17 protein-coding genes are annotated in these 22,125 nt (G+C 71.1%); 8 read left to right on the top strand and 9 right to left on the bottom strand.

Annotation, left to right across the window (positions count from 1 at the left end; translation table 11 throughout):
* Positions 1 to 194: 194 nt before the first annotated feature.
* The 5 genes from CM1CMNOD_RS16590 (at position 195) to metX (ending at position 6,209) form a co-directional block, all read left to right on the top strand.
* Positions 195 to 869, top strand: coding sequence for a hypothetical protein (locus tag CM1CMNOD_RS16590; protein ID WP_043603944.1), 675 nt, complete (start codon positions 195 to 197; stop codon positions 867 to 869).
* Between the two features lie 11 nt (positions 870 to 880).
* Positions 881 to 3,307, top strand: a complete 2,427-nt coding sequence (locus tag CM1CMNOD_RS16585) for an AAA family ATPase (RefSeq protein WP_013874739.1) — start codon at positions 881 to 883, stop codon at positions 3,305 to 3,307.
* 107 nt (positions 3,308 to 3,414) lie between these two features.
* The gene (locus tag CM1CMNOD_RS16580) at positions 3,415 to 3,594 is read left to right on the top strand and encodes a hypothetical protein (RefSeq protein ID WP_131774075.1); all 180 of its coding nucleotides are present in this window, start codon (positions 3,415 to 3,417) and stop codon (positions 3,592 to 3,594) included.
* Between the two features lie 120 nt (positions 3,595 to 3,714).
* A complete protein-coding gene (locus CM1CMNOD_RS16575) occupies positions 3,715 to 5,007 on the top strand; it encodes a bifunctional o-acetylhomoserine/o-acetylserine sulfhydrylase (protein WP_013874737.1) in 1,293 nt (430 codons plus the stop codon).
* Positions 5,004 to 6,209: a homoserine O-acetyltransferase MetX gene (gene metX / locus CM1CMNOD_RS16570; protein ID WP_013874736.1), complete on the top strand. Its 1,206-nt coding sequence runs from the start codon at positions 5,004 to 5,006 to the stop codon at positions 6,207 to 6,209. Before CM1CMNOD_RS16575 ends, metX begins: the two co-directional genes overlap by 4 nt.
* Positions 6,210 to 6,215: 6 nt before the next feature.
* Here metX and CM1CMNOD_RS16565 read toward each other — a convergent pair whose 3' ends face one another.
* The 9 genes from CM1CMNOD_RS16565 to CM1CMNOD_RS16525 all read right to left on the bottom strand — a co-directional run bounded on the left by CM1CMNOD_RS16565 (position 6,216) and on the right by CM1CMNOD_RS16525 (position 16,946).
* Positions 6,216 to 7,607, bottom strand: a complete 1,392-nt coding sequence (locus CM1CMNOD_RS16565; RefSeq protein ID WP_013874735.1) for an acyl-CoA carboxylase subunit beta — start codon at positions 7,605 to 7,607, stop codon at positions 6,216 to 6,218.
* 558 nt (positions 7,608 to 8,165) lie between these two features.
* Positions 8,166 to 9,392, bottom strand: a complete 1,227-nt coding sequence (fabF, locus tag CM1CMNOD_RS16560; RefSeq protein WP_013874734.1) for a beta-ketoacyl-ACP synthase II — start codon at positions 9,390 to 9,392, stop codon at positions 8,166 to 8,168.
* Positions 9,389 to 9,637: an acyl carrier protein gene (locus tag CM1CMNOD_RS16555; RefSeq protein WP_013874733.1), complete on the bottom strand. Its 249-nt coding sequence runs from the start codon at positions 9,635 to 9,637 to the stop codon at positions 9,389 to 9,391. The genes fabF and CM1CMNOD_RS16555 overlap by 4 nt, the downstream gene beginning before the upstream one ends.
* A gap of 151 nt (positions 9,638 to 9,788) precedes the next feature.
* The gene (locus CM1CMNOD_RS16550; protein ID WP_013874732.1) at positions 9,789 to 10,727 is read right to left on the bottom strand and encodes a beta-ketoacyl-ACP synthase III; all 939 of its coding nucleotides are present in this window, start codon (positions 10,725 to 10,727) and stop codon (positions 9,789 to 9,791) included.
* Positions 10,724 to 11,725 (bottom strand): ACP S-malonyltransferase, encoded by a 1,002-nt coding sequence (locus tag CM1CMNOD_RS16545; protein ID WP_013874731.1) that lies wholly within the window; start codon positions 11,723 to 11,725, stop codon positions 10,724 to 10,726. The genes CM1CMNOD_RS16550 and CM1CMNOD_RS16545 overlap by 4 nt, the downstream gene beginning before the upstream one ends.
* 354 nt (positions 11,726 to 12,079) lie before the next feature.
* Positions 12,080 to 13,366, bottom strand: a complete 1,287-nt coding sequence (locus tag CM1CMNOD_RS16540; protein WP_013874730.1) for a PucR family transcriptional regulator — start codon at positions 13,364 to 13,366, stop codon at positions 12,080 to 12,082.
* Positions 13,367 to 13,449: 83 nt separating this feature from the next.
* Complete coding sequence (locus CM1CMNOD_RS16535; RefSeq protein WP_131772777.1) at positions 13,450 to 13,965, bottom strand: lytic transglycosylase domain-containing protein; 516 nt, start codon at positions 13,963 to 13,965, stop codon at positions 13,450 to 13,452.
* 187 nt (positions 13,966 to 14,152) lie between these two features.
* Positions 14,153 to 14,908: a tyrosine-protein phosphatase gene (locus CM1CMNOD_RS16530; RefSeq protein ID WP_013874728.1), complete on the bottom strand. Its 756-nt coding sequence runs from the start codon at positions 14,906 to 14,908 to the stop codon at positions 14,153 to 14,155.
* Between the two features lie 85 nt (positions 14,909 to 14,993).
* A complete protein-coding gene (locus CM1CMNOD_RS16525) occupies positions 14,994 to 16,946 on the bottom strand; it encodes a nucleoside-diphosphate sugar epimerase/dehydratase (protein WP_013874727.1) in 1,953 nt (650 codons plus the stop codon).
* A gap of 118 nt (positions 16,947 to 17,064) precedes the next feature.
* On the opposite strand from CM1CMNOD_RS16525, the gene CM1CMNOD_RS16520 reads away from it, so the two are divergent.
* The 3 genes from CM1CMNOD_RS16520 to alaS form a co-directional block, all read left to right on the top strand.
* A complete protein-coding gene (locus CM1CMNOD_RS16520; protein WP_013874726.1) occupies positions 17,065 to 18,852 on the top strand; it encodes a polysaccharide biosynthesis tyrosine autokinase in 1,788 nt (595 codons plus the stop codon).
* Positions 18,853 to 18,992: 140 nt separating this feature from the next.
* The gene (locus tag CM1CMNOD_RS16515) at positions 18,993 to 19,910 is read left to right on the top strand and encodes a hypothetical protein (RefSeq protein ID WP_013874725.1); all 918 of its coding nucleotides are present in this window, start codon (positions 18,993 to 18,995) and stop codon (positions 19,908 to 19,910) included.
* 172 nt (positions 19,911 to 20,082) lie between these two features.
* On the top strand, positions 20,083 to 22,125 hold a 2,043-nt coding region (gene alaS, locus CM1CMNOD_RS16510), incomplete at its 3' end, for an alanine--tRNA ligase (RefSeq protein WP_131774074.1).

The raw sequence follows: 22,125 nt of genomic DNA, 5'->3' as shown, positions 1-22,125 counted from the left end.
AGCATGGCGGGAGGCCTGAGGACGGGGTCAGGAGGGATCGGGGCGTGTTGCCCCGGTGTCGATGCCGACGCGTGCGCACTGCTTTCCCGGACAAGGTGTCACGTTGGCGCGCTGTGCTGCACCATAGGCTCAGCCTCACTACATTCTGGAGGTCGGCCGTGGGCAGGGGAAGTCGTACGCCGCTGGGACGCGCCATGCCTGTCGTGTCCGCGCTCCTGGCGGCCATCGTCGTTCTCGCCGGGTGCGGCTCCGGTCGCTACGAGTACGTGACGAACAAGGACGCGGGCACGTTTCTCAAGATCCCCAGCTCCTGGCAGCACCAGCCCATGCTCGGCCCGGCCTTCGTCGGGATAGACGCCCGCAACGTCTCGCCCGAGGCGGCCCGGGTGCTCGCCTCCCGCGAGTGGGTGGTGGGGATCGACGCGGCGGCGAAGTTCGACGACAAGAACCTCCTGCTCCCGGACGCCCAGGAGCCGAAGGGGTTCGTCCAGGTCCGCCAGCTCCTGCCGGAGGAAGCGGCCACGCTGTCCACCAACGACCTGCGTAACCTGCTCATCCCCATCGACGACGCCGAGCGGGAGCAGGCCGAGGAGATCCGGCGGGATCCCGAGGGGGCCCGGCTGGCGCCGCACTTCCTGCTACTGACCGACGAGGCCGTCCGCAAGGACGGCGGTGTGCACGGTATCCATCTGATCTACCAGCTCCGGGTGGACAGCGGTCTGGTCACCATCGACCAGACCAGTCTTTTCGACCGGGATCAGACGATGCTCTACCAACTCGTGTTCGCCTGTTCCGCCTGGTGCTACGACAAGCACGGTGCGCAGATCAACCAGGTTCAGACATCGTTCACGATCAAGCCGATCACCTGAGATTGAAGACCATGAATCAGACCTCGTCCTCGCAGCAGCCTGTGCAGCCGCCCGTGCAGCCGTTCCAGATCGCTCCCGCCGACCCTCCGCCGCGGCCGTCGGGGCCGGTGCGCAGGCGGCTGGCCCTGTGGGACAGGGTGAAGTTCCTTGTTCTGATCGCGGCGCTGTTCGGGTTCGTGGTGGCCGCGGCCATGTCGGACAACCCGATCATGGCCTTCTCCGACGCCCTGCGCGAGCAGGTGTCGACGAGCTGGTGGCTGGTCGCGTTGTTCGCGATCGAGATCGTCCGCCAGGTGCACATGTTCATCGGCGAACGCTCGTCGGCCTACTACGTGTTCTGGACCGACCGGGTCTTCGGCCGTTTCGAGCGCCGCCTGCTGCGGTTCAACGACTGGAACCGCTACCGGCTGAGCCGGGCCCTGAAGTGGGTGGTGACCCTCGCGGTCGCTGCCTTCGTCTACGCCCGGATCCGCAACGACTCGATCTTCAACGCCCTCGTCACCCTCCCCGGTGACATCTGGGACGCGGTCCCGTTCGTGCTCCAGCTCGTCCTGTTCATGATGCTCGCCGTCGGCCAGTTCGTAGCGATCTTCTGGTTTCTCTCCCGCGGCGGTGTGGACGTCTACTTCCCGGAGGACATCAAGACCCGGTTCACCGACGTCTGGGGTCAGGACCACGTCCTGTCCCGGGTCAAGGAGGTGGTCTTCCACCTGGAGAAGCCCGAGGAGATCGAAAGCCGTGGCGGTTACGTGCCGGGTGGCATCCTGCTGTGGGGCCCGCCGGGTACCGGCAAGACCCTGATCGCGGAGGCGGTCGCCGGTGAGACCGGCAAGCCCTACGTCTTCGTCGACCCCGGGGCGTTCCGGGCGATGTTCTTCGGCGTCGGCGTGATGAAGGTCAAGAGCCTCTTCCGCAAGCTGCGCAAGCTGGCTCTCCGCTACGGCGGTGTGATCGTCTTCTTCGACGAGGCCGACACCCTGGGCAACCGTGGTCAGCTCGCCGGCGACTTCGGGCGGGCGGCTCCGGCAGGCCTGACCGACATCCCCGTCTTCGGGCCCGGCACCCCCGCCTTCGGGCCTGGCGGCACCCCCGTCTTCGGGCCTGGCGGCTTGGCGCACTCCTCGTGCAACGGGCTGGCCTATGCCAGCCACGGCAGCCGCCGGCAGCTCGCCGAGGCCCAGTTCGTCGTCCCCGGCGGCGGTGGTGGTGGCCAGTCGAGTTTCGACGGGACGCTGCAGGCGCTGCTGACCGAGATGTCGGGTCTGAAGAAGCCCCGCGGCTTCCTCAACCGGGTCGTCCGCCGTGCCCTGGGGATGCGGCCGAAGCCGCCGCCGAAGTACCGCATTATGATCATGATGGCGACCAACATGCCGCAGTCCCTGGACGAGGCGCTGCTGCGGCCCGGCCGTATCGACCGCATCTACAAGGTCGGCTACCCCAGCAAGGAGGGCCGGGTACGGACCTTCCAGGGCTACCTGTCCAAGGTCCGCCATGACGTGGCGCCCGAACAGGTGGACCGGCTCGCCGTGATGAGCCCGTACGCCACCGGCGCGAGCATCAAGGACATGGTCAACGAGGCGCTGATCCAGGCGATCAAGTCGGGCCGGGAGGTCGTCACCTGGCCGGACCTGCTCAAGGCCAAGGCAATCAAGGAACACGGCCTGCCCGACGACCACGAGTACGTCGAGCGGGAGCGGCACAGCGTCGCCCTGCACGAGGCCTGCCACGCGGTGGTCATGTACCGGCTGCAGAAGCACATGGCGATCGACATGGCGACCATCGAGCGCCGGGGGGACACTGGCGGCTTCGTGGCCCCGGTGCCGCTGGAGGACAGGTTCGTCGACTGGCGCTCCGAGGTCGAGATCGACGTGATGACCTTCCTCGCCTCCATCGTGGGTGAGCGGATGTTCTTCGAGGGCGACCACACCCAGGGCGTCGGCGGGGACCTGCACGCCGCCACCGAGCTGGTCGCCCGCAGCATCGGGCGGCACGCCATGGGCACCACGCTCACGTCGCGCCCCGCGCTGGCCTCCGGACTGGGCAGCAACCCGGCCTACTCGGGCAGCAGCCCGGGCTACCTCGGCGGCACGTTCGTCGCGGAGGTGGAGGCCAAGCTGCAGGAGCTCTACGCGCGCACCGAGACGATCCTGGAGGCCAACCGCCGGGAGATCCTCGCGGTCACCCACGCGCTGGAGACGAACAAGACCATCACCGGTGAGGACGTGGAAGCGATCATGGAGGGCACGCCCGGCCCCACCGTGGACGGGCGCCGCTACCACGAGCCGGACTTCCTCTCCCTCGCCGAGGAGTACCACTCCAGCGCGGTGCTGGCGCACCGTGGCCAGCGCGTCGAGCAGCTGCGGCTGCCGGACCTCACCGGCAAGGCCGCGGCCACCCCGGCGTCCGAGGGCCCGTCGGCCGCCACCGCGTCGGCCTGAGCTGGTACGCGCTGTCGAGGCGGGCGGCCGCGGGTCGCGCGGTGCGCGTGGGCCGGGCCACCGGCAGGATCCCCGGGAGACACCCTTCCCGGGGACGAGGCCCGCTGGTGGGTGCTAGAGTCCGAAATGTGCGCTCCTGGTTAGTCATGTCGTGCGACATGCGGGAGTGCCCGGCGCGCCTGTTCGTGGACAAGACCTTCGTGGACAAGGTCTTTGTGGACGAGGTCTTTGTGGACGAGGTCTTTGTGGACGAGGTCTTTGTGGACGAGGTCTGTTGTCCCGTCTGACGGCCGTTGGTGATGTTCGAAATCCATGTGGCCGTGACCCGGCGGTCGCGTCCGTCCCGGTATGAGTGCTAACGCGGCCTGTCCGGCGCCGCCGCCCATTTCCGGGGAGGATCACGTTCCATGTCAGTAGAGAGCTGGTCGTTCGAGACCCGCCAGATCCACGCCGGTGCCCAGCCGGATCCGACGACCGGCGCCCGCGCCGTCCCGATCTACCAGACGACGAGCTATGTCTTCCGGGACACCGACCACGCCGCCGCGCTGTTCGCCCTCGGTGAGACCGGCAACATCTACACCCGGATCGGGAACCCCACGCAGGACGTCTTCGAGCAGCGGATCACCGCGCTCGAGGGGGGCGTGGGAGCGCTCGCACTGTCCTCGGGCCAGGCGGCCGAGACCCTGGCGATCCTGAACCTGGCCGAGGCCGGCGACCATATAGTGACCTCGGCGAGCCTGTACGGCGGCACGTACAACCTGTTCCACTACACCCTGCCCAAGCTGGGCATCCAGGTCAGCTTCGTCGAGGACCCGGATGACCTCGACGCCTGGCGCGCCGCGATCGCCCCGAACACCCGGGCGTTCTACGGCGAGACGATCGGCAACCCCAAGGGGGACGTGCTCGACACCGCCGGGATCGCCGAGGTCGCGCACGCCGCCGGTATCCCGCTCATCGTCGACAACACCCTGGCCACGCCCTACCTCTACCGGCCGTTCGAACACGGCGCCGACATCGTCGTGCACTCGGCGACGAAGTTCATCGGCGGCCACGGCACCACGATCGGCGGCGTGATCGTCGACGGCGGGCGGTTCGACTTCGGCGCGTCGGGCCGGTTCGCGAACTTCACCACGCCCGACCCGAGCTACCACGGGCTGGTCTACTGGGACGTCCTCGGCCACGGCTCCTTCATCGCCAAGGCGCGCGTCCAGCTGCTGCGCGACATCGGCGCGGCGATCTCGCCGTTCAACTCGTTCCTCCTGCTGCAGGGCCTGGAGACGCTGTCGCTGCGGATCGAGCGGCACAGTGCCAACGCCCAGCGGGTGGCCGAGTGGCTCCAGGCGCGGGACGAGGTGAGCTGGGTCAACTACCCGGGGCTTGAGTCGTCGAGGTGGTACGACCGGGCCCAGCGGGTGCTGCCGAAGGGTGCCGGCGCGATCCTGTCGTTCGGGATCGTCGGCGGTGCTGAGGCGGGCCGGAAGTTCGTCGAGGGCGTGGAGCTGTTCAGCCATCTGGCCAACGTCGGCGACGTACGTTCGCTGATCATCCACCCGGCCACCACGACGCACTCGCAGCTCACCGAAACCGAGCAGGCGAGCACCGGGGTGACCCCCGACCTCGTCCGCCTCTCCGTCGGAATCGAGGGCATCGACGACATCCTCGCGGACCTCGACGCCGGCTTCCGTGCCGCCAAGGGCTGACAGTAGCCCGGACGGGGCGGTGGGCGACCGCCTGCCGCCCCGTCTCCGGCGCGTGGCGGGCCGGGCGTGACCCGGCCGGGGCGCGCCGGTTCGTCGAGCTGCCCGGCCCGGTCGAACTGGAGAGTGGGGCGTCGCTACCCGGCGTGACAGTGGCCTATGAGGCCTGGGGGCGGCTCGACCCGACGGCGTCCAACGCCCTGCTGGTCCTGCACGCGCTGACCGGTGACAGCCACGCCGCCGGTCCGGCCGGCCCGGGGCACGTCAGCCGTGGCTGGTGGGACGCGATGATCGGTCCGGGCCGGCCGCTGGACACCGAACGCTACTTCGTCGTGTGCCCGAACGTCCTGGGCGGCTGCCAGGGGACGACCGGCCCGTCCTCGACCGCCGCGGACGGCCGGCCCTGGGGCAGCCGCTGGCCGCAGATCACCATCGGTGACCAGGTGCTGGTGGAGGCGCTGCTGGCCGACGCGCTCGGGATCCGGCGCTTCGCCGGTGTGGTCGGCGGGTCGATGGGGGGGATGCGCTCCCTGGAGTGGGCGCTGCGCTATCCCGACCGCGTCGCCAGGGCGGTGGTCGTCGCCTGCGGGGCGGCCGCGACCGCCGAGCAGATCGCCCTCTACTCCACCCAGATCGCGGCGATCACCGCCGACCCCGGCTGGCGCGGCGGGGACTACCACCACCGGCCCGCCGGTGCCGGCCCCCACGCGGGGATGGGGCTGGCCCGCCGGATGGCCCAGGTCAGCTACCGCAGCGAGCGGGAGCTCGCCGGCCGCTTCGGCAACCGGGTGCGGCCCGACGGTCGTTTCGAGGCCGAGTCCTACGTCGAGCACCACGCGGACAAGCTCGTCCGCCGGTTCGACGCCGGCAGCTACGTGACCCTGACCCGGGCGATGATGACCCAGGACGCCGGCCGTGGCCGGGGTGGGGCGGCCGCGGCGCTGGCACGCTGCCCGGTGCCGATCGCGGTGGCCGGCGTCGACTCCGACCGGCTCTACCCGCTGTACCTCCAGCGTGAGATCGCCGAGATGGCACGGGTGCCCGCCCTGGCCGGCCGGCTCGCGGTGATCCGGTCGCTGTACGGGCACGACGCGTTCCTGCTGGAGGCCGACCAGGTCGCGGACGTCATCCGAGAGGCGTTGGACGCCGCGCCTGCCGTCCCGGCGGCGGGGCCGGAACAGCCGGGACAACGGGCGCAGCAGTGACCATCGCTACAGCGGGATGTTGCCGTGGCCCGCGGCACCCGCCGGGGCGGCGGCGATGGCCTGGGCGATCGCCGCCCTGGTGGCCGCTGGGGTGACCACGGCGTCCACGACGCCCAGCTCCACCGCACGGTCGATCCCGCCGACCGCGCGCACGTGCTCGGCGGCAAGCTCGGCGACCACCTCCGGACGGCGCTGGGTCGGGACCTCGGCCAGCTCGCGCCGGTGGAGGATCCCGACGGCGGCCTCGGCGCCCATCACCGCCACCTCCGCGGTCGACCAGGCGAACACGGCCGTCGCGCCCAGGCTGTGCGAGTTCATGGCGACGTAGGCGCCACCGTAGGCCTTGCGGGTGACAACGGTGACCCGGGGCACGGTGCACTCGGCGAACGCGTACAGCAGCTTCGCGCCGCGCCGGACCACGCCCTCCCATTCCTGGCCCACACCGGGCAGATAGCCGGGGACGTCGACCAGGACGACCAGCGGTACGCCGAAGGAGTCGCACATCCGCACGAAGCGGGACGCCTTCTCCGCGGACGTGGCGTCCAGGCAGCCGCCGCGGCGCAGCGGGTTGTTGGCCACCACGCCCACCGTCCGGCCGCCGAGCCGGCCCAGGGCGGTGACGATGTTCGGCGCCCAGCGGGGGTGCAGTTCGACCACGTCGTCGTCGAGGATGCCCGCCACCAGTGGGCGTACGTCGTAGGCGCGGCGCGGGGACTCCGGCAGCAGGTCACCGAGTTCGCGGGCCTGGACCGTGCCGATGCTGCCCTGCTCGCCGAGCAGCACGCACAACTGGCGGGTCCGGGCGACGGCGGCCTCGTCGGAGTCGCAGGTGACGGCGACGACCCCGCTGCGGCGCGCGTGCACGTCGGGCCCGCCCAGGCTGTCGGCGGTGCAGTCCTCACCGGTCACCGTCCGTACGACGTCGGGGCCGGTGACGAAGACCTTGGCGGCCGGGCCCATCACGACGATGTCGGTCAGCGCGGGGCCGTAGGCGGCACCGCCGGCGGCGGCGCCGAGCACCAGGGAGATCTGGGGGATGCGCCCGGAGCTGCGGACCGTGGCCGCGAACACCCGGCCGACCCCGTCGAGGGAGGCCACTCCCTCCCGCAGCCGGGCCCCGCCGGAATGCCAGATCCCGACTACCGGGCGGCGCAGGCGGGCCGCCGCCTCGATGGCGTCGACGATCCGCGTGCAGCCCTCGCGTCCCATCGCTCCGCCCTGGATGGCCGCGTCGGTGGCGAAGGCCACCACCGGGCTGCCCTCGACGGTGCCCGTTCCCGCCAGCACACCGGAGGTGTCCGTGGTGGTGAAGGGCTCGAAGGTGTCGGGGTCGAAGAACTGGGCCAGCCGGGCCGACGGAGCACGCGGGTCGGTGCGTTCGAGCGTGGAGAGACTCACCGTTTATCTCCTTGGGATCCCTGGGTCAGTGACGAGAGCAGGCGAGCGCCCGCGGGCCGGGGCCGTGCCGTGGCCCGCGGGCTCATCGGATCATCGTTCCCGTTTGCGACCGGACGGGTCCTCACGGTTTTCTGTCGCAGTCACCCGTAATTTCCCGTTGTTTATGTCTGTGGACAGCGGTCGGGCCATATGATCCGCTGGTTGTGGGCATGAGAAAAGCAGGTATGGAAAAAAGTGGGTAAAGAAATCAGAGCAGAAAATCTGGAACCAGGAGAACCGAACACTCGCGCACGGGAGCACCCGGCCACCGACCGCACGTCGGCCGGCTGCGACGGTCGGTACCGGGTGTTCGCCATGAATATCCAGCTGAACGAACTGACTGAACGAACTGACTGAACAGGACACGAACTGGCTGGACGGAATCACCGGCGGGATGGATGCCGGGTCCGGGAACCAGTGGTGGGACGCGTTGTTCCCGTCAGGGTGCCGGCAGGCCGCCGGGGGTGGCCCGGCAGTCGGTCAGGAGGTGCGCTCAGGAGGTGCGATCAGGGAGCGTGCTCAGGGAGTGAAGGCGAGACAGACGTCGTGCCCGCCGAAACCGAACGAGTTCGACAGGACCGCGCCCGCGAGGATGGAACGGTTGTCGATGGACACCACGTCGAGGTCGATCTCGTCGTCGAGGGCGTCGAGGTTACGGGTGGCCGGCACGATCTTGTCCCGCAGGGTGAGGACGGCTATCACCGCCTCGACGGCCCCGGCCGCCCCGAGCAGATGCCCGGTCATGGACTTGGTGGAGGTCACCGCCACCCTGTCCAGGGCGTCCCCGAGCGCGGCCCGCAGCGCGTGGGCCTCGGCGACGTCCCCGATGGGTGTGGAGGTGCCGTGGGCGTTGATGTGCACGAGGTCGGACGCGGTCAGCCCCCCGGAGCGCAGCGCCGCACGCACGGCCCGGGCGGCGCCGGCGCCGCTGGGCTCGGGGGCGGTCACGTGGTAGGCGTCTGCGCTGGTCCCGGACCCGGCCAGGGTGGCGTACACCCGCGCGCCGCGGGCTGCGGCGTGCTCGGCGGACTCCAGGACGAGGGCGCCGGCGCCCTCCCCGAGGATGAACCCGTCGCGTCCCTTGTCGAACGGCCGGGATGCCGCCTGCGGGGCGTCGTTACGCCGGGACAGGGCCTGCATCTGGGCGAATCCGGCGAGCGGCAGCGGGTGGATCGCCGCCTCCGACCCGCCGGTGATGGCCACGTCCGCCCGGCCGGCCCGGATCATGTCCAGGGCGTAGCCGATGGCCTCCGCGCCCGACGCGCACGCGCTGACCGGGGCGTGCACCCCGGCCCGGGCGGTGAAGGCCAGCCCCACGGTCGCGGCCGGACCGTTGGGCATGAGCATCGGCACCACGTGTGGGGAGACCCGGCGCGGGCCCCGCTCGCGCAGTACGTCGTACTGGTTGAGCAGGGTCAGCACCCCGCCGATGCCGGAGCCGACCACCGCGGCGAGCCGTTCGGGGTCGACCTCGGGCGTCCCGGCGTCGGCCCACGCCTCCCGGGCGGCCACCAGAGCCAGCTGCTGCACGCGGTCGAGAGTGCGTGCCTCCAGCCGCTCCAGCGGGGGTTCCACCGCGACGGGCGCGGCGATGTGAACCGGAAGCTGCTCGACCCACTCGTCGGTCAGCCGACGCACACCGGAACGGCCCGCGAGCAGACCCTCCCACGTGGAGGCGACGTCGCCGCCGAGAGGGGTGGTTGCCCCGAGGCCGGTGACGACGACCTGCCTGGGGGTGGCGGTCACGCGGCGACACCCGCCCGCTGGATGTAGGACACCGCGTCGCCGACGGTCTTGAGGCTCTTGACGTCCCCGTCAGGGATCTTGACGTCGAACTTCTCCTCGGCGGCGACGACGACCTCGACCATGGACAGCGAGTCGACGTCCAGGTCGTCGATGAACGTCTTGTCCGCGGTGACGTCGGCCGGGTCGACTCCGGCGACCTCCTCAAGAATCGCGGCGAGACCCTCCAGGACGTCGGGCTGTGACATTATTCCTCCTGTTCCTTCGTGACGTCACGGACAACGCGGGCGGATCTGCCCGCGCCACCATCGGCCAAACTGGTTCCAACTGGTTTTGACAAAGACCGCCGGAAGACGCGAACAATCAGGCTCGTGTCGTCCTCGGCCGATGAGATGAATCCTATGGGCAACGTACGACCTGACCACAGTAGGTCAGGCCGGCGCCGAAGCCGAAGAGTAGGACGGGGTCGCCCGGCCGCAGCTGGCCGCCGTCGAGAATCCGGCTGAATGCCAGCGGGATACTGGCGGCCGAGGTGTTGCCGGATTCGACCACGTCCCGGGCGACCACGGCGTTCGTGGCGCCGATACCGGCCACCAGCGCGTCGATTATCCGCAGGTTGGCCTGGTGCGGGATGACACCGGCGAGCTCGGACGGTGCGACACCGGCGAGCTCGCAGGCGCGCCGGACCGTCGGGGTCAGGGTGATGGCCCACCGGAACACCGTCTGGCCTTCCATGCGGAAGAGGTTGTCGCCGTATCCGGGCACCCGGATGGCGCTGGCCTTCCCGCCGTCGTGGCCCCAGACCGCCGGGCCGATCTCGCGGGTCGGGGCGGGCCCGACCACCGCGGCTCCGGCGCCGTCGGCGAGCAGGATGCAGGTGGAGCGGTCATCCCAGTCGGTATAGTCCGACAGCCGCTCGGCCGCCACCACCAGAACGTGTTGGGCGCTTCCCACCCGGACCATGTCCGAAGCCACCGACAGGGCGTACGCGAACCCGGCACAGCCGGCGTTGATGTCGAGCGCGCCGGCGCGCACGGCGCCCAGCCGGTGCGCGATCTGCGGCCCGGAGCCCGGGATCTGGGACGGGTTCGTGCAGGTCGCCAGCAGCACCATGTCGAGCTCGGCGGCGTCGATGCCGGCTGCGGCGAGCGCCTTCTCCGCGGCCATGGATCCCATCGCGACGATGGTCTCGTCGGTGTCGGCGATCCGGCGGGTGGCGATGCCGGTCCGCGAGCGGACCCATTCGTCGGACGTCGCGACCCGCTTGGCCAGGTCGTCGTTGGTCACCAGGCGGGCGGGACGGTAGGTGCCGATCCCCATCAGCCGGGAGCCATTCACCGCGTCGCTCCCACGAGCCCGGCTGCGGTGGAGGAGCCTGCCGCCGGATCGCCGCCGCCATCCGGGTCGTCGCCGCTCGGCGCGTCCGTGTGGTGGGCGATCAGCTCACGGGCCGCGGGCAGGTCGTCAGGTGTTTTCACAGCAAGGATCTGCACGCCGGTGAGCTCCCTTTTGGCTATGCCTGCCAGCGTCCCGGCGGGTGGTAGTTCCACGATGGCGGTCACCCCGAGATCACGCATACGGGCCAGGCACAGGTCCCACCGCACCGGTGCGGCGACCTGATCGGCAAGGTGCTGGACCAGCTCGGGACCGTTGTCGATGACATTACCATCGGCGTTGGACAGCTGGGCCACGACAGGCGTCCGCGGGCGCAGTCCGGGGGCGACCCCGGCGAGCTGGTCGCTGGCGGGTTGCATGAAGTGGGTGTGGAAGGCGCCGGCTACGGAAAGTGGGCGCAGCCGGGCGCGCGGCGGCGGCTCCTCGGCGAGGCGGGCCAGCGCCTCGAGGGAGCCGGCCGCGACGATCTGCCCGGCGCCGTTGCGGTTCGCCGCGGTCAGGTCCAGCCGGCGCAGATGCTCGGTGACCTCGTCCGGATCGCCGCCGACGACCGCTGTCATACCGGTGGGGACGCGCCCCGCGGCCTCGGCCATGGCACGGCCGCGCAATGCGACGAAGACCAGCGCGCTTTCAGCGTCCAGAGCACCGGCCAGGACAGAAGCGGTGATTTCCCCCACACTGTGTCCGGCGACAAGAAGATTCCCCGTCCGGGGAAGGGAAAGTTGTTCGGCGGCAACAAGACCGGTCGCGACGATCAACGGCTGTGCGACGGCGGTGTCGCGGATCGTCTCCGCGGAGCCGTCACGGCCGACGTCCACAAGGTCGATTCCGACGGCCGCCGACCACCATCGCAACCGGGACTCGACACCGCCGATCTCAAGCCAGGGTTTCAGCTGGCCGGGAGTCTGGGCACCTTGACCTGGGGCGAGGATAGCGAGCACCAGACCACCTAACCCTTCCCGCCCACCGGCTGTCGCTGGCGGGCACTCACCGTTGTGCCGTCGGCTCATTGTGGGATCTCTACAAAATGATTCGGTCGTCCCATACCTTTATTGCCCATCGCCAGGCCGGTGGGGAATTCGGTGACAGGGGCGACAAGTGATGGCAACGTGCCCCGTCGGATCAGGCGTCGGTGAGTCCGCGCTGAACGCCGAACCGAACGCCGAACCGAACATGGTCGGTCACGGCAGCGAACAGCCGGCGATCACGGCCGCGGCTGGCCGGTCGATCGGCTGGCCGGCTGGCCGGCTGGCCGGCGGGTCAGCCGATCGCCTGATCGACCGGCCCGCCGGTGGTCACACCGTGGCGAGCCGGCCCAGGATGAGCGCCACGTGCAGGGTGAACCGTTCCCGGTGGTCCGTCGGGTCGAGCCCGCACGCGTCGGCTGCCTTGCGAAGTCGGTAACGGACCGTGTTGGGATGCAGGTACAGGGCGCGGGCCGTGGCCTCCAGCGAGGCACCGAAGTCGAGGTAGGCACCCACCGTCGCCAGCAGTGGTGCCCCCGCTTCCCGCAGCGGCGTGTACACGTCCTCGATCAGGGCGCGGCGGGCCCCGGTGTCGCCGGCGAGCGCTCGTTCCGGCAGGAGCGCCTGCGCGGTCACCGGGCGTGGGGCGGCCGGCCACGCCATGACCACGTCGGCCGCGGCCAGCGCCGCGTGCGCCGAGGAGGCGGCCGTGGCCAGGTCGGCGGCGACCGGGCCGATGACGACCGGCCCGGGCCCGTAGGCCGGCAACAGGGCGTCGACGGCGTCGAGCAGGGCACGTCCGCACCCGACGCCACCGGGCCGGGCCGGCCGCCGCGCGGACCCGGCCACGAAGTCCCCACCGACGATGACGACCAGCCGTTCGTGGTGGACGCCGGTGAGCACCTCCAGACCGGCCCCGCGCCCGAGGCGGTGGACCTGGTCGACGACCACCTCGGGGGAGTGGTCCGGGGTGTCCCCGACGATCACCGCGACGGCCGGCGGATTGCGCCAGCCCAGCGCCGCCGCGCGTGACGGCAGCGCCCGCTCCACCTCGCCGCGCACGACGTGGTCCACGACGAGCGCCTCCAGCCGGGCGTCCCACGCGCCCCGCTCCTCGGCGGCGCGGGCGTAGACGACCGCGCCGGCGAAGGCGATGTCACGGGAGTAGCGCAGCACGTCGGCGAGCAGCCGCTGCTCGTGGTCGGGGCCGGCCAGGGCGGGCACTTCGGCCTCGATCGCCTCGACCGCCACCCGTACCAGTTCGACCAGGCGGCGGAAGGTGACGGCTCGGACGAGGTCACGGGGAGCGACCCGGAACACGTCCCCGGACAGTTCCCGGGCGTGCTGGGGACGCCGGCACCACTCCACGAACGAGGAGATCCCGGCCTGCACCACCAACTGGATGTCGGCCCGGTGCCGGGCCGACATGGGCGTGAACCAGGGCAGGACCTCGTGCATGCGGGCCACCGCGCGGCTGGCGAGCATGCCGCTGGACCGCTCGATCCGCCGGATGACGTCCTCGACTGCCGGGTCGACAGTGGCCGCCGGGTTCGCGGCGGGTGCCGAGTCGACGGCGGGCTGCGGGGCGGCGTCGGCGTCCGGCAGCGGCCGTGTCACCGCCCACCATTGTCGGTCATTGTTTTCTCCATCGATTTTTCCGGGGCTCCGGACGGTGTGGGGACGAAGCTGCCGGCAGGTGTCTAGAGCTGGTTGTTGAATCGGCTGGTCCAGTTGTGGACGTTCGCGACATATGCCCGTGTCTCGGCGAAATCGGGAACTCCGCCGGCATCGCGGACAGCCGCGGGCCCCGCATTATAGGCGGCCAGGATCAGCGAGACACGGTCGCCGGGCAGTTTCTGGACGAGTTGGGCCAGGTGGGCGTCGTAACGCGCGGCGGAGAAGATGGCGTCCGCCGGATCCAGCGGGTCGACCGCGCCGTCGGCATTGCCGTCGACACCGAACTGTTCCCAGGTGCCGGGCAGGAACTGCATCATGCCGCGGGCACCCGCGCGGGACACCGCGTCACGGTTGAACTTGCTCTCCACCCGGGCCTGGGCCGCGAGCTGGGCCGCGGTGAGGACACCGTAGACCGTCGCGGCATTCTGGAAGAGGGGGATCAGGTCGCGCGGAACTTTCGACGCGGATCGGGAAATACCCTCCCCGCAGCCGGTGAGGACCGTGCTCAGGCAGGTCGCGGCCACGAACAGGACCAGCATCTGTGGGGCGCCGCGGGACGGCTGCCGCCGGGAGGCACCGCGTACCCGCCAGGGCTGGTCGGGCCGGCGGTGCCGACAAGGCGGTGTCGCGTCCACCACCCCATTGTGCTGGGTGGTCCAGTCAGCTGGATGGACCCGGTAAGACCAGTTGGTGCCAGCAGTTCGCATGGGATGTCCGCCACCCTGCTCAGTCGGTCAGGTTGGCCCGCAACGAGCGGAGCGCGTCGTCGGGCACGCCGGCGTGCCGGGCCCACCCGGCCGCGCCGCCCCAGGTGTCGTCGAGCGCGGTGAGGAAGCGGCTGATGACCTCCGGCCGGCAGCTCATGCCGTCCGTCCTGGCGCTGCTGCGGGCCCGGTCGTAGGTGGGACGCCTGGCCAGCCGGCGGTCCACCCGGTCGATCCGCTCGTTGCTCGCCACATAGTCGGCGATGACCGCGTCCCGTTCGACCCCGGCGATGTCGAGCACGACGGCGGCCAGCACGCCCGTGCGGTCCTTGCCCGCGGCGCAGTGGAACAGCGCCGGCAGGCGGCCGGGGTCCGCGAGCAGCCGCAGGGCACCGGCGACCGCGTCCGGTGCCCCGCGCAGGTAGTCGAGGTAGTGCTCGACCCGGTCCTGCGAGGCGCGGTCGGCGACGATGAGGGGATACCGCGGGTCGTCGGCCATCACGAACTCGCCGGGGAGGAACGACAGGTTGTGGTAGGCGACAGCCTCGGCCGCCAGCGGGCCGCGGCCCTCCCGGGCGATCTCCGCTTCGGCGCGCAGATCGATGACCGTACGCAGACCATAGTTGTTACGTAACGTAACAACATCGTCCTTGGTCAGCTCCTGGACGGTGTCGCCGCGCAGCAGTTGCCCCGGCCGGGTCGACGCTCCGTCCCTGGTCGGTAGTCCGCCGAGATCCCGGACGTTGTCGGCGCCGACGAGATTGAACCAGCGATCCACGCGATGACCATAACCACTGGAATACCCCCACGAGTGGCGAACGCCTCATCCGCTCGCCCGGCCGGCGCGCGCCGGCAGGCATCGGTCACCGGTCGTTGCCGACCACGCTCGGTGTCTCCGCCGCGCGCGGCCGGGTTTCCCGCTGCCGGGTTTCCAGCGGATGCGGCTCGGCGGGGTGTGGCAGGGCCGGATGCGGCCTCGCCAGCTGGCGCAGTGTCGTGCGCAGCGCCCCGGGATCCCCCCAGGGCGCGAGCGCGAGGACCTGCTGCCGGTCGATCGCCGGCGCGGACACGTACGAGATCAGGGGATGATGGTGGCGGATGTCGCGCTCGTTGTCGTCGAAGAGATCCTCGTGCAGTTTCTCCCCGGGGCCGAGCCCGGTGTAGACCACCTCGACCGGCCGTGGGCCGCGCCCGGCCAGCCGTCTGGCGACGTCGGCGATCCGTACCGGCCGGCCCATGTCGAGGACGAGGACGTCCCCGTTGCCGCCCAGGGCGCCGGCCTGGACGACGAGTTCCACCGCCTCCTCGACGGTCATGAAGTAGCGGGTGACATCCGGATGCGTGACTGTCAGCGGCCCGCCCGCGGCCAGCTGGCTGGCGAACACCCGCAGCACGGAACCCTGGCTGCCCAGGACGTTGCCGAACCGCACGCTGACGAAGACCCCGGTCCGGACGTCCGCGGACACCCCGGCGGTCAGCCGTTCGGTGATCCGCTTGGAATAGCCCAGGACGCTGGTCGGGTTCGCGGCCTTGTCCGTCGAGATGTTGACGAACCGTTCGACGCCCACCGACACGGCGGCGTCCAGGACGGTCATCGTCCCCCACACGTTGGTCTTCACCGACTCACCGGGGAAGCGTTCCAGCAGGGGCAGGTGCTTCAGCGCGGCAGCGTGGAAGACCACCTGCGGCCGGTACCGGGCGAACACGGCGTTGACGGCCTCGACGTCGCGGATGTCGCACAGCACCACCGTCTCGTCGTCGGCGGCCGCCTGGCCGTGGATGGATATCTGGACCGCCCGCAACGCGGACTCGTCCCGGTCCAGCATGACCAGTTCCTGGGGGCGGTAGGGGTACAGCTGCCGGCACAGCTGCGAGCCGATCGAACCGCCGGCCCCGGTCACGAGCACCCGCCGGCCGGTGACGTAGCCGGCCACCGAGGCGACGTCGGTCTGGATCTGACAGCGTCCCAGCAGGTCGGTGATGTCGAGGTCGCGGATGTCGTGGACGCCGACCCGCCCGTCGATGAGGTCCGCGACGCGGGGGAGCACCTTGACGGCGAGGCCGGCGCCCTCGGCAACAGTGGTGATCTCCCGTAGCAGCGCGGCGTCGGCGCTGGGGATGGCCACCAGCAGGGTGCGGGCGCCGGTCTGGCGGGCGACCGCGGCGATGGCCCCGCGCCCACCGCGTACCCGCACGCCGCCGAGCGCCAGGTTCCAGGTGCCCGGATCGTCGTCGAGCAGGGCCACCGGCGTGTAGGGGCTGTCCGGGCTGCCCGACATCGACGCCAGCACCCGGTCGGCGCCCTCACCCGCGCCGAAGACGATGATCGGCTCGCTGCCGGCCCGTTGCCGTCGGCGGCGGCGCTCCCCGGCCAGCCGCCACAGGTAGCGAACGCCGAACATCAGGACGAGCCCGGCCGCGCCCGCCAGCGGGAGGATCTCGGCCGGCATCCGCTCGGAACGGCCGAGGGCGACGTCGACGACGACGGCTCCGACCGTCGTCGACGCGACCGCGCAGACCAGCGCCAGCACCTCGTCGAAGCCACCGAAACGGTAGCGGCCCAGATAGAGGTGTCCAGCCGTGCCGACGAAGTACAGCAGGCAGACCGCGACCGTTGTGATCATCCAGAATTCGCCGTTGGTCAACGGGGACGCGCTGAAGCGGGCGAGGTAGGCGGCGCCGAACCCGGTCACCAGGCAGGCGGCGTCGAGTCCGATCTGCAGTCCGACGTGCCGGCGCAGCCCGCCCCGCAGCAGCCGGCTGCCCGATGTCACCGGTGCGGGCGCCGATTCGCCAACGACCTTCTGTTCATGCATAGCTCCATAGAGTAATAACTACGGATGGTGACTGTACAGATGTACATCGAGTATGTTGGTTGCTCAGAGCGTTGATATGGTTACCGGAGTACATCTCCGGGGGAGGGTTGGTCCGCTGGTGGAACTTCGGGAGTACGTCAGAGCGCTGCGCCGGGGCTGGCCGCTCATCGTGATCTGCGTCCTGCTCGGCGGCCTGTTCGCGGCGGCTGTCTCGTGGCGTCAGACGCCGGCCTACGCCGCTGTGACGACCATGGTCGTCTCGTCGTCGGACACGACCGACAGCGCCGCGGCGGCCTACCAGGGCGGCCTGCTGTCCCAGCAGCGGGTCAAGTCCTACGCCGATCTGGTGGCCAGCGACCGGGTCGCCGCGGCCGTCGTCGACAAGCTGCACCTCGACGAGAGCCCGCAATGGCTGCGCGGCCGCATCCAGGCGCAGACCGTCCCCGAGACCGTCCTGCTGCGTGCCGTGGTCACCGACACCGACCCCCACCGCGCCCAGCTGATCGCCGACACGGTCGGTGAGGTCTTCTCCCAGGCCATCGCGCAGATCGAGAGCCCGTCCCCGGACAAGGCGCCGCTGGTCCGGGTGAGCGTGTGGGAGAAGGCGAAGACGCCGACCAGGCCGATATCGCCGCAGCCCGTGCGGGCTGTTGCGTTCGGCGTGCTGGCCGGCCTGCTCGCCAGCGTCGCCGCGGCGGTGGTCCGGCACCGGTTCGACACCAGGGTCACCACGGCCGCCGACATCACCGCGGCGAGCGGGCTGGCGACCCTGGGCACGATCGCCTTCGACGCGACCGGCGCCCAGTCCCCCCTGATCGTGCCAGAGGGCGGGCACTCGGCGAGCGCCGAGGCGTTCCGGCAGCTGCGGACCAACCTGCGCTTCGTTGACGTGGACGCCCCGCCACGCACCATCCTGGTCTCCAGCTCGATGCCCGACGAGGGCAAGACGACGACGACCTGCCGCCTGGCCGTCACCCTCGCGCAGACCGGCGCCCGGGTGGCGCTGGTCGAGGGCGACCTGCGCAGGCCGTCCTTTGGCGACTGTCTCGGGATAGAGACGGCGGCCGGCCTGACCTCCGTGCTGATCGGCACCGCCGGCCTCGACGACGTGCTGCTGCCCTGGGGCGACGTCGACGGCCGGCTGCACGTGCTGCCCAGCGGACCGCTGCCGCCGAATCCCAGCGAACTGCTCGGATCCCGGGGGATGAGTGACCTGCTCGGCGAGCTGTCCGCCCGTTTCGACTTCGTCCTGATCGACACGCCACCGCTGCTCCCGGTGACCGACGCGGCCGTGCTCGCCGCCCAGACCGACGGCACCGTGCTGATCGTGCGGGCCAGCCGGACCCGGCGCGAGCAGGTGGCCAGGGCCGCGGACGCGCTGCGGCTGGTCGACGCCCGCATCCTGGGCGCCGTTCTCACCATGGTCCCGGTCAAGGGGCCGGACGCCGCCTACGACGGCTATCACGCCTACGGCGGTTATGCCCCGGCCGACCCGCCCCGGGCCTTCGCGGACCATCCGGTGCTCATCCCGGCCGCGGCCCGCTCCGATCGTCCGGGGGGTGGCCGCCCAAGGACCGATCGTCCGCAGGCCGAACTGAGGATCGCGGCACAGCATCAACCGTACGACCATCCCGTCGGCGGCCGCGACAGCGCCACGGCGAACACGCGCGGCGATCGTGACCAGCTTCGAGAGCAGCTTCGAGAGCAGCACCGAGACCAGCACCGTCGGGCCGGTGGCACGACCGCGGTCGCGGCCGGCACCGAGCTGACCACCGAACGCCCGGCGGACCTGGCCGACGACAGCCTGACCGGCAGGCTGACCGACAGTCAGGCAGACGACGCGACGACACCGTTGACGCTCAACGCGCGGCCGGCCGGCTCCCACCGGCGTAAGCGCGGCCAGTGACAGGACGGGCCAGGACGTCGTCCGCCGGGCGAAACCGACTGGACACCCAATGTTGTGGACACGGAGAGCAATAGTGAATATACTCTTCGTATTCATGCGTCAACAAGCTTGTCCGGAATCCGGGCAGGGGGAGCGCTTCCATGAGGTTTCGCACGTTCGCAGTCGCGCTGCTCGTGGGGGGCGGACTGGCACTGGGCACGGCGGTGGAGTCGGCGGCCGCCACACACGCCGGCCCGTCCGTTGACCATCCCGATCATCCTGACCGCCCCGGCCCACTCGGTGCCGCCACGGTCAGCGCGCGATCGGTGTCCGTTGGCGAGTCGGTGCTCTTCGGCGGCGGTGGTTTCGCCCCGGGCGGCACCATCACCATACGGGTCAACAACAACACGGTCGGCACGGCAACAGCCGACGACCAGGGCAGCTTCAGCCTGCGGCCGCCGGCCTTCACTGCACCCGGCGACTACGTCGTCACCGGCACCGGCCCGTCCGCGGCTGATCCCGGCCTCGGACTACCAGAGGGGCTGCCGACGGGGCTGCCAGACGCCGTGGCCGAGTCCGGCGGAACGGCGCTCGACGGGCTGCCGCAGCGCACGGTGACCGCGACCGTGACCGTGACCGACCCGTCCGCCGGTTCTTCCGCCGGCGGGGCTCCATCCGCTGCTGGGAACGGCGGTGACCCGCGGGTCGGGGTGGCCGTCGGCGGCTGGGGCAGCCCCGACGGCGGCGCCGGTGGTGTCGGCGTCGCTTTCGGTGTCGGTGGTGGCGGTGGCGGTGGTGACAGCGGTGGCGACGACACGGAAGAGCCCGCGCCTGGTGGCGGTGGCGTGGGCGTCCCGGTGGTGCTGCCCCCCGTGCCCGGGGGCGATGGCCCGGCGGTCGTCGGCCAGGAGCCGGTCCGCCCGGCCGGCCAGGAGTATCCCAGCACCGGTGGGCTGCCCTTTACCGGCGTGGAGACCGGCGCGATGGCGGCGATCGCCGCGGCGCTTGTCGGCGGCGGTGTGATCCTGCGGGTCGCGGCCCGTCGCCGCCGTCCGGGGGCGACGCCTGACGAGCTCTGAAGCGGGGCGGGGCCGCCCGGCGCACGCGGTGTGCCGGGCGGCCCGACGATCGTGTCCTGTCCGCTCGACTGGCTACGATGGGCCATCGGCGTTTGGCCGGGCACGCCCGGCATCCGCATCGCGCGCCGATGGAACGTCGATGGCGCGTCGTTCGCCGGGCAGGAAGGTCGGAATGAAGTCCGCTGAGATCGCGAGCCGCTGGCTGCGCTATTTTGCCGACCGGGGCCACACGGTCGTCCCGTCGGCATCCCTCATCGCGGACGACCCCACCCTGCTGCTCGTCAACGCCGGGATGGTCCCGTTCAAGCCGTACTTCCTCGGTGAGGTCGCCCCGCCGTACAGCCGCGCCGCCAGCGTCCAGAAATGTGTGCGGACCACCGACATCGAGGAGGTCGGCCGTACCACCCGGCACGGCTCCTTCTTCCAGATGTGCGGGAACTTCTCCTTCGGGGACTACTTCAAGGAGACCGTGATCCCGCTGGCCTGGGAGCTGCTGACCACCCCGGTGGCCGACGGCGGCTACGGCCTGGCCGAGGACCGGCTGTGGGTGACGGTGTACCTCGACGACGACGAGGCGGCCGACATCTGGCACTCCAAGATCGGCGTGCCCACCGACCGCATCCAGCGGCTCGGCATGGAGGACAACTTCTGGTCGATGGGCGTGCCGGGCCCGTGCGGGCCCTGCTCGGAGATCAACTACGACCGCGGGCCGGAGTTCGGCGCCGAAGGCGGCCCCGCCGTCAACGGCGAGCGGTACCTGGAGATCTGGAACCTCGTCTTCATGCAGTACATCCGCGGTGAGGGATCCTCGAAGAAGGACTACCCGATCCTCGGTGACCTGCCCTCGAGGAACATCGACACCGGCCTCGGGCTGGAGCGGCTCGCGACCATCCTGCAGGGCGTCGACAACCTCTACGAGATCGACACCTCACGGGTGATCCTCGACCGGACGTCCGCACTGACCGGCGCCCGCTACGGCGCCGAACACCGCTCGGACGTGTCCCTGCGGGTGGTCGCCGACCACGTGCGCACCTCGGTGATGCTCATCGGTGACGGGGTGCTGCCCGGCAACGAGGGGCGCGGCTACGTGCTGCGCCGGATGATGCGCCGCGCGATCCGCAACATGCGCCTGCTCGGCGCCCATGACGCGACCATGCACGAAATGGTCGAGGCCACCATCGAGGCGATGGGCCCGCAGTATCCGGAGCTTGTCACCGACCGCGTCCGGATCGACTCGGTCGCCACCGCCGAGGAGGCGGCCTTCCTCCAGACGCTACGCACCGGCACGTCCATCTTCGACCTGGCCGCGAGCGAGACGAAGAAGGCCGGCGGCAGCGTCATCCCCGGCGAGCGGGTGTTCCAGCTGCACGACACCTACGGCTTCCCGGTCGACCTCACCCTGGAGATGGCGGCCGAGACGGGTCTGACCGTCGACGAGGAGGGCTTCCGCCGGCTCATGACCGAGCAGCGGCAGCGCGCCAAGGCCGACGCCCGCGCGAAGAAGACCGGCCACGTCGACACCTCGGCGTACCGGGACGTGCTGGCGGCGGCCGGCCCGTCGGCGTTCACCGGATACGACAGCGGCGCCGAGGAGGCGCGCGTACGGGGGCTGCTGGTCGGCGGCGCGGCGGCCCGGGAGGCCGCGCAGGGTGACGACGTCGAGATCGTGCTCGACCGGACGCCGTTCTACGCCGAAGGCGGTGGGCAGCTCGCCGACGCCGGTGTCATCCGGCTCGCCGACGGCACCGAGATCGAGATCCTCGACGTGCAGAAGCCGCTGCCCGAGCTGATCGTCCACCGCGGCCGGGTGCGCACGGGGGAAGTCACCCTCGGCGCGGACGTCCAGGCGGAGATCGACCCGGCCCGGCGGGCGGCGATCTCGCGCTCCCACAGCGCCACCCACCTCACCCACCAGGCCCTGCGGGACGCGCTCGGCCCGACCGCCGCGCAGGCCGGCTCGGAGAACTCCCCCGGCCGGTTCCGCTTCGACTTCTCCGCCGCCGCGGCGGTACCGCCCTCGGTGCTCGCCGACGTGGAGGAGACCATCAACCAGGTGCTGACCGAGGACCTCGACGTCCACGCCGAGGTCATGGACATCGACCAGGCGCGCCGGACCGGCGCGATCGCCATGTTCGGCGAGAAGTACAGCGACCGGGTCCGGGTCGTCTCCATCGGGGACTACTCCCGCGAGCTCTGCGGTGGCACGCACGTCCGC

Source organism: Protofrankia symbiont of Coriaria myrtifolia (genome assembly GCF_900634755.1).
Taxonomy (GTDB): domain Bacteria; phylum Actinomycetota; class Actinomycetes; order Frankiales; family Frankiaceae; genus Protofrankia; species Protofrankia coriariae.
Note: the sequence above shows the minus strand (reverse complement) of the source record. Positions and strands in the feature narration are given on the sequence as shown.

Coding starts and splice junctions, on each gene's coding strand:
- CM1CMNOD_RS16590 (WP_043603944.1), top strand. CDS start 195: ATGCCTGTCGTGTCCGCGCTCCTGGCGGCCATCGTCGTTCTCGCCGGG.
- CM1CMNOD_RS16585 (WP_013874739.1), top strand. CDS start 881: ATGAATCAGACCTCGTCCTCGCAGCAGCCTGTGCAGCCGCCCGTGCAG.
- CM1CMNOD_RS16575 (WP_013874737.1), top strand. CDS start 3,715: ATGTCAGTAGAGAGCTGGTCGTTCGAGACCCGCCAGATCCACGCCGGT.
- CM1CMNOD_RS16555 (WP_013874733.1), bottom strand. CDS start 9,637: ATGTCACAGCCCGACGTCCTGGAGGGTCTCGCCGCGATTCTTGAGGAG.
- CM1CMNOD_RS16535 (WP_131772777.1), bottom strand. CDS start 13,965: ATGCTGGTCCTGTTCGTGGCCGCGACCTGCCTGAGCACGGTCCTCACC.
- CM1CMNOD_RS16525 (WP_013874727.1), bottom strand. CDS start 16,946: ATGCATGAACAGAAGGTCGTTGGCGAATCGGCGCCCGCACCGGTGACA.
- CM1CMNOD_RS16515 (WP_013874725.1), top strand. CDS start 18,993: ATGAGGTTTCGCACGTTCGCAGTCGCGCTGCTCGTGGGGGGCGGACTG.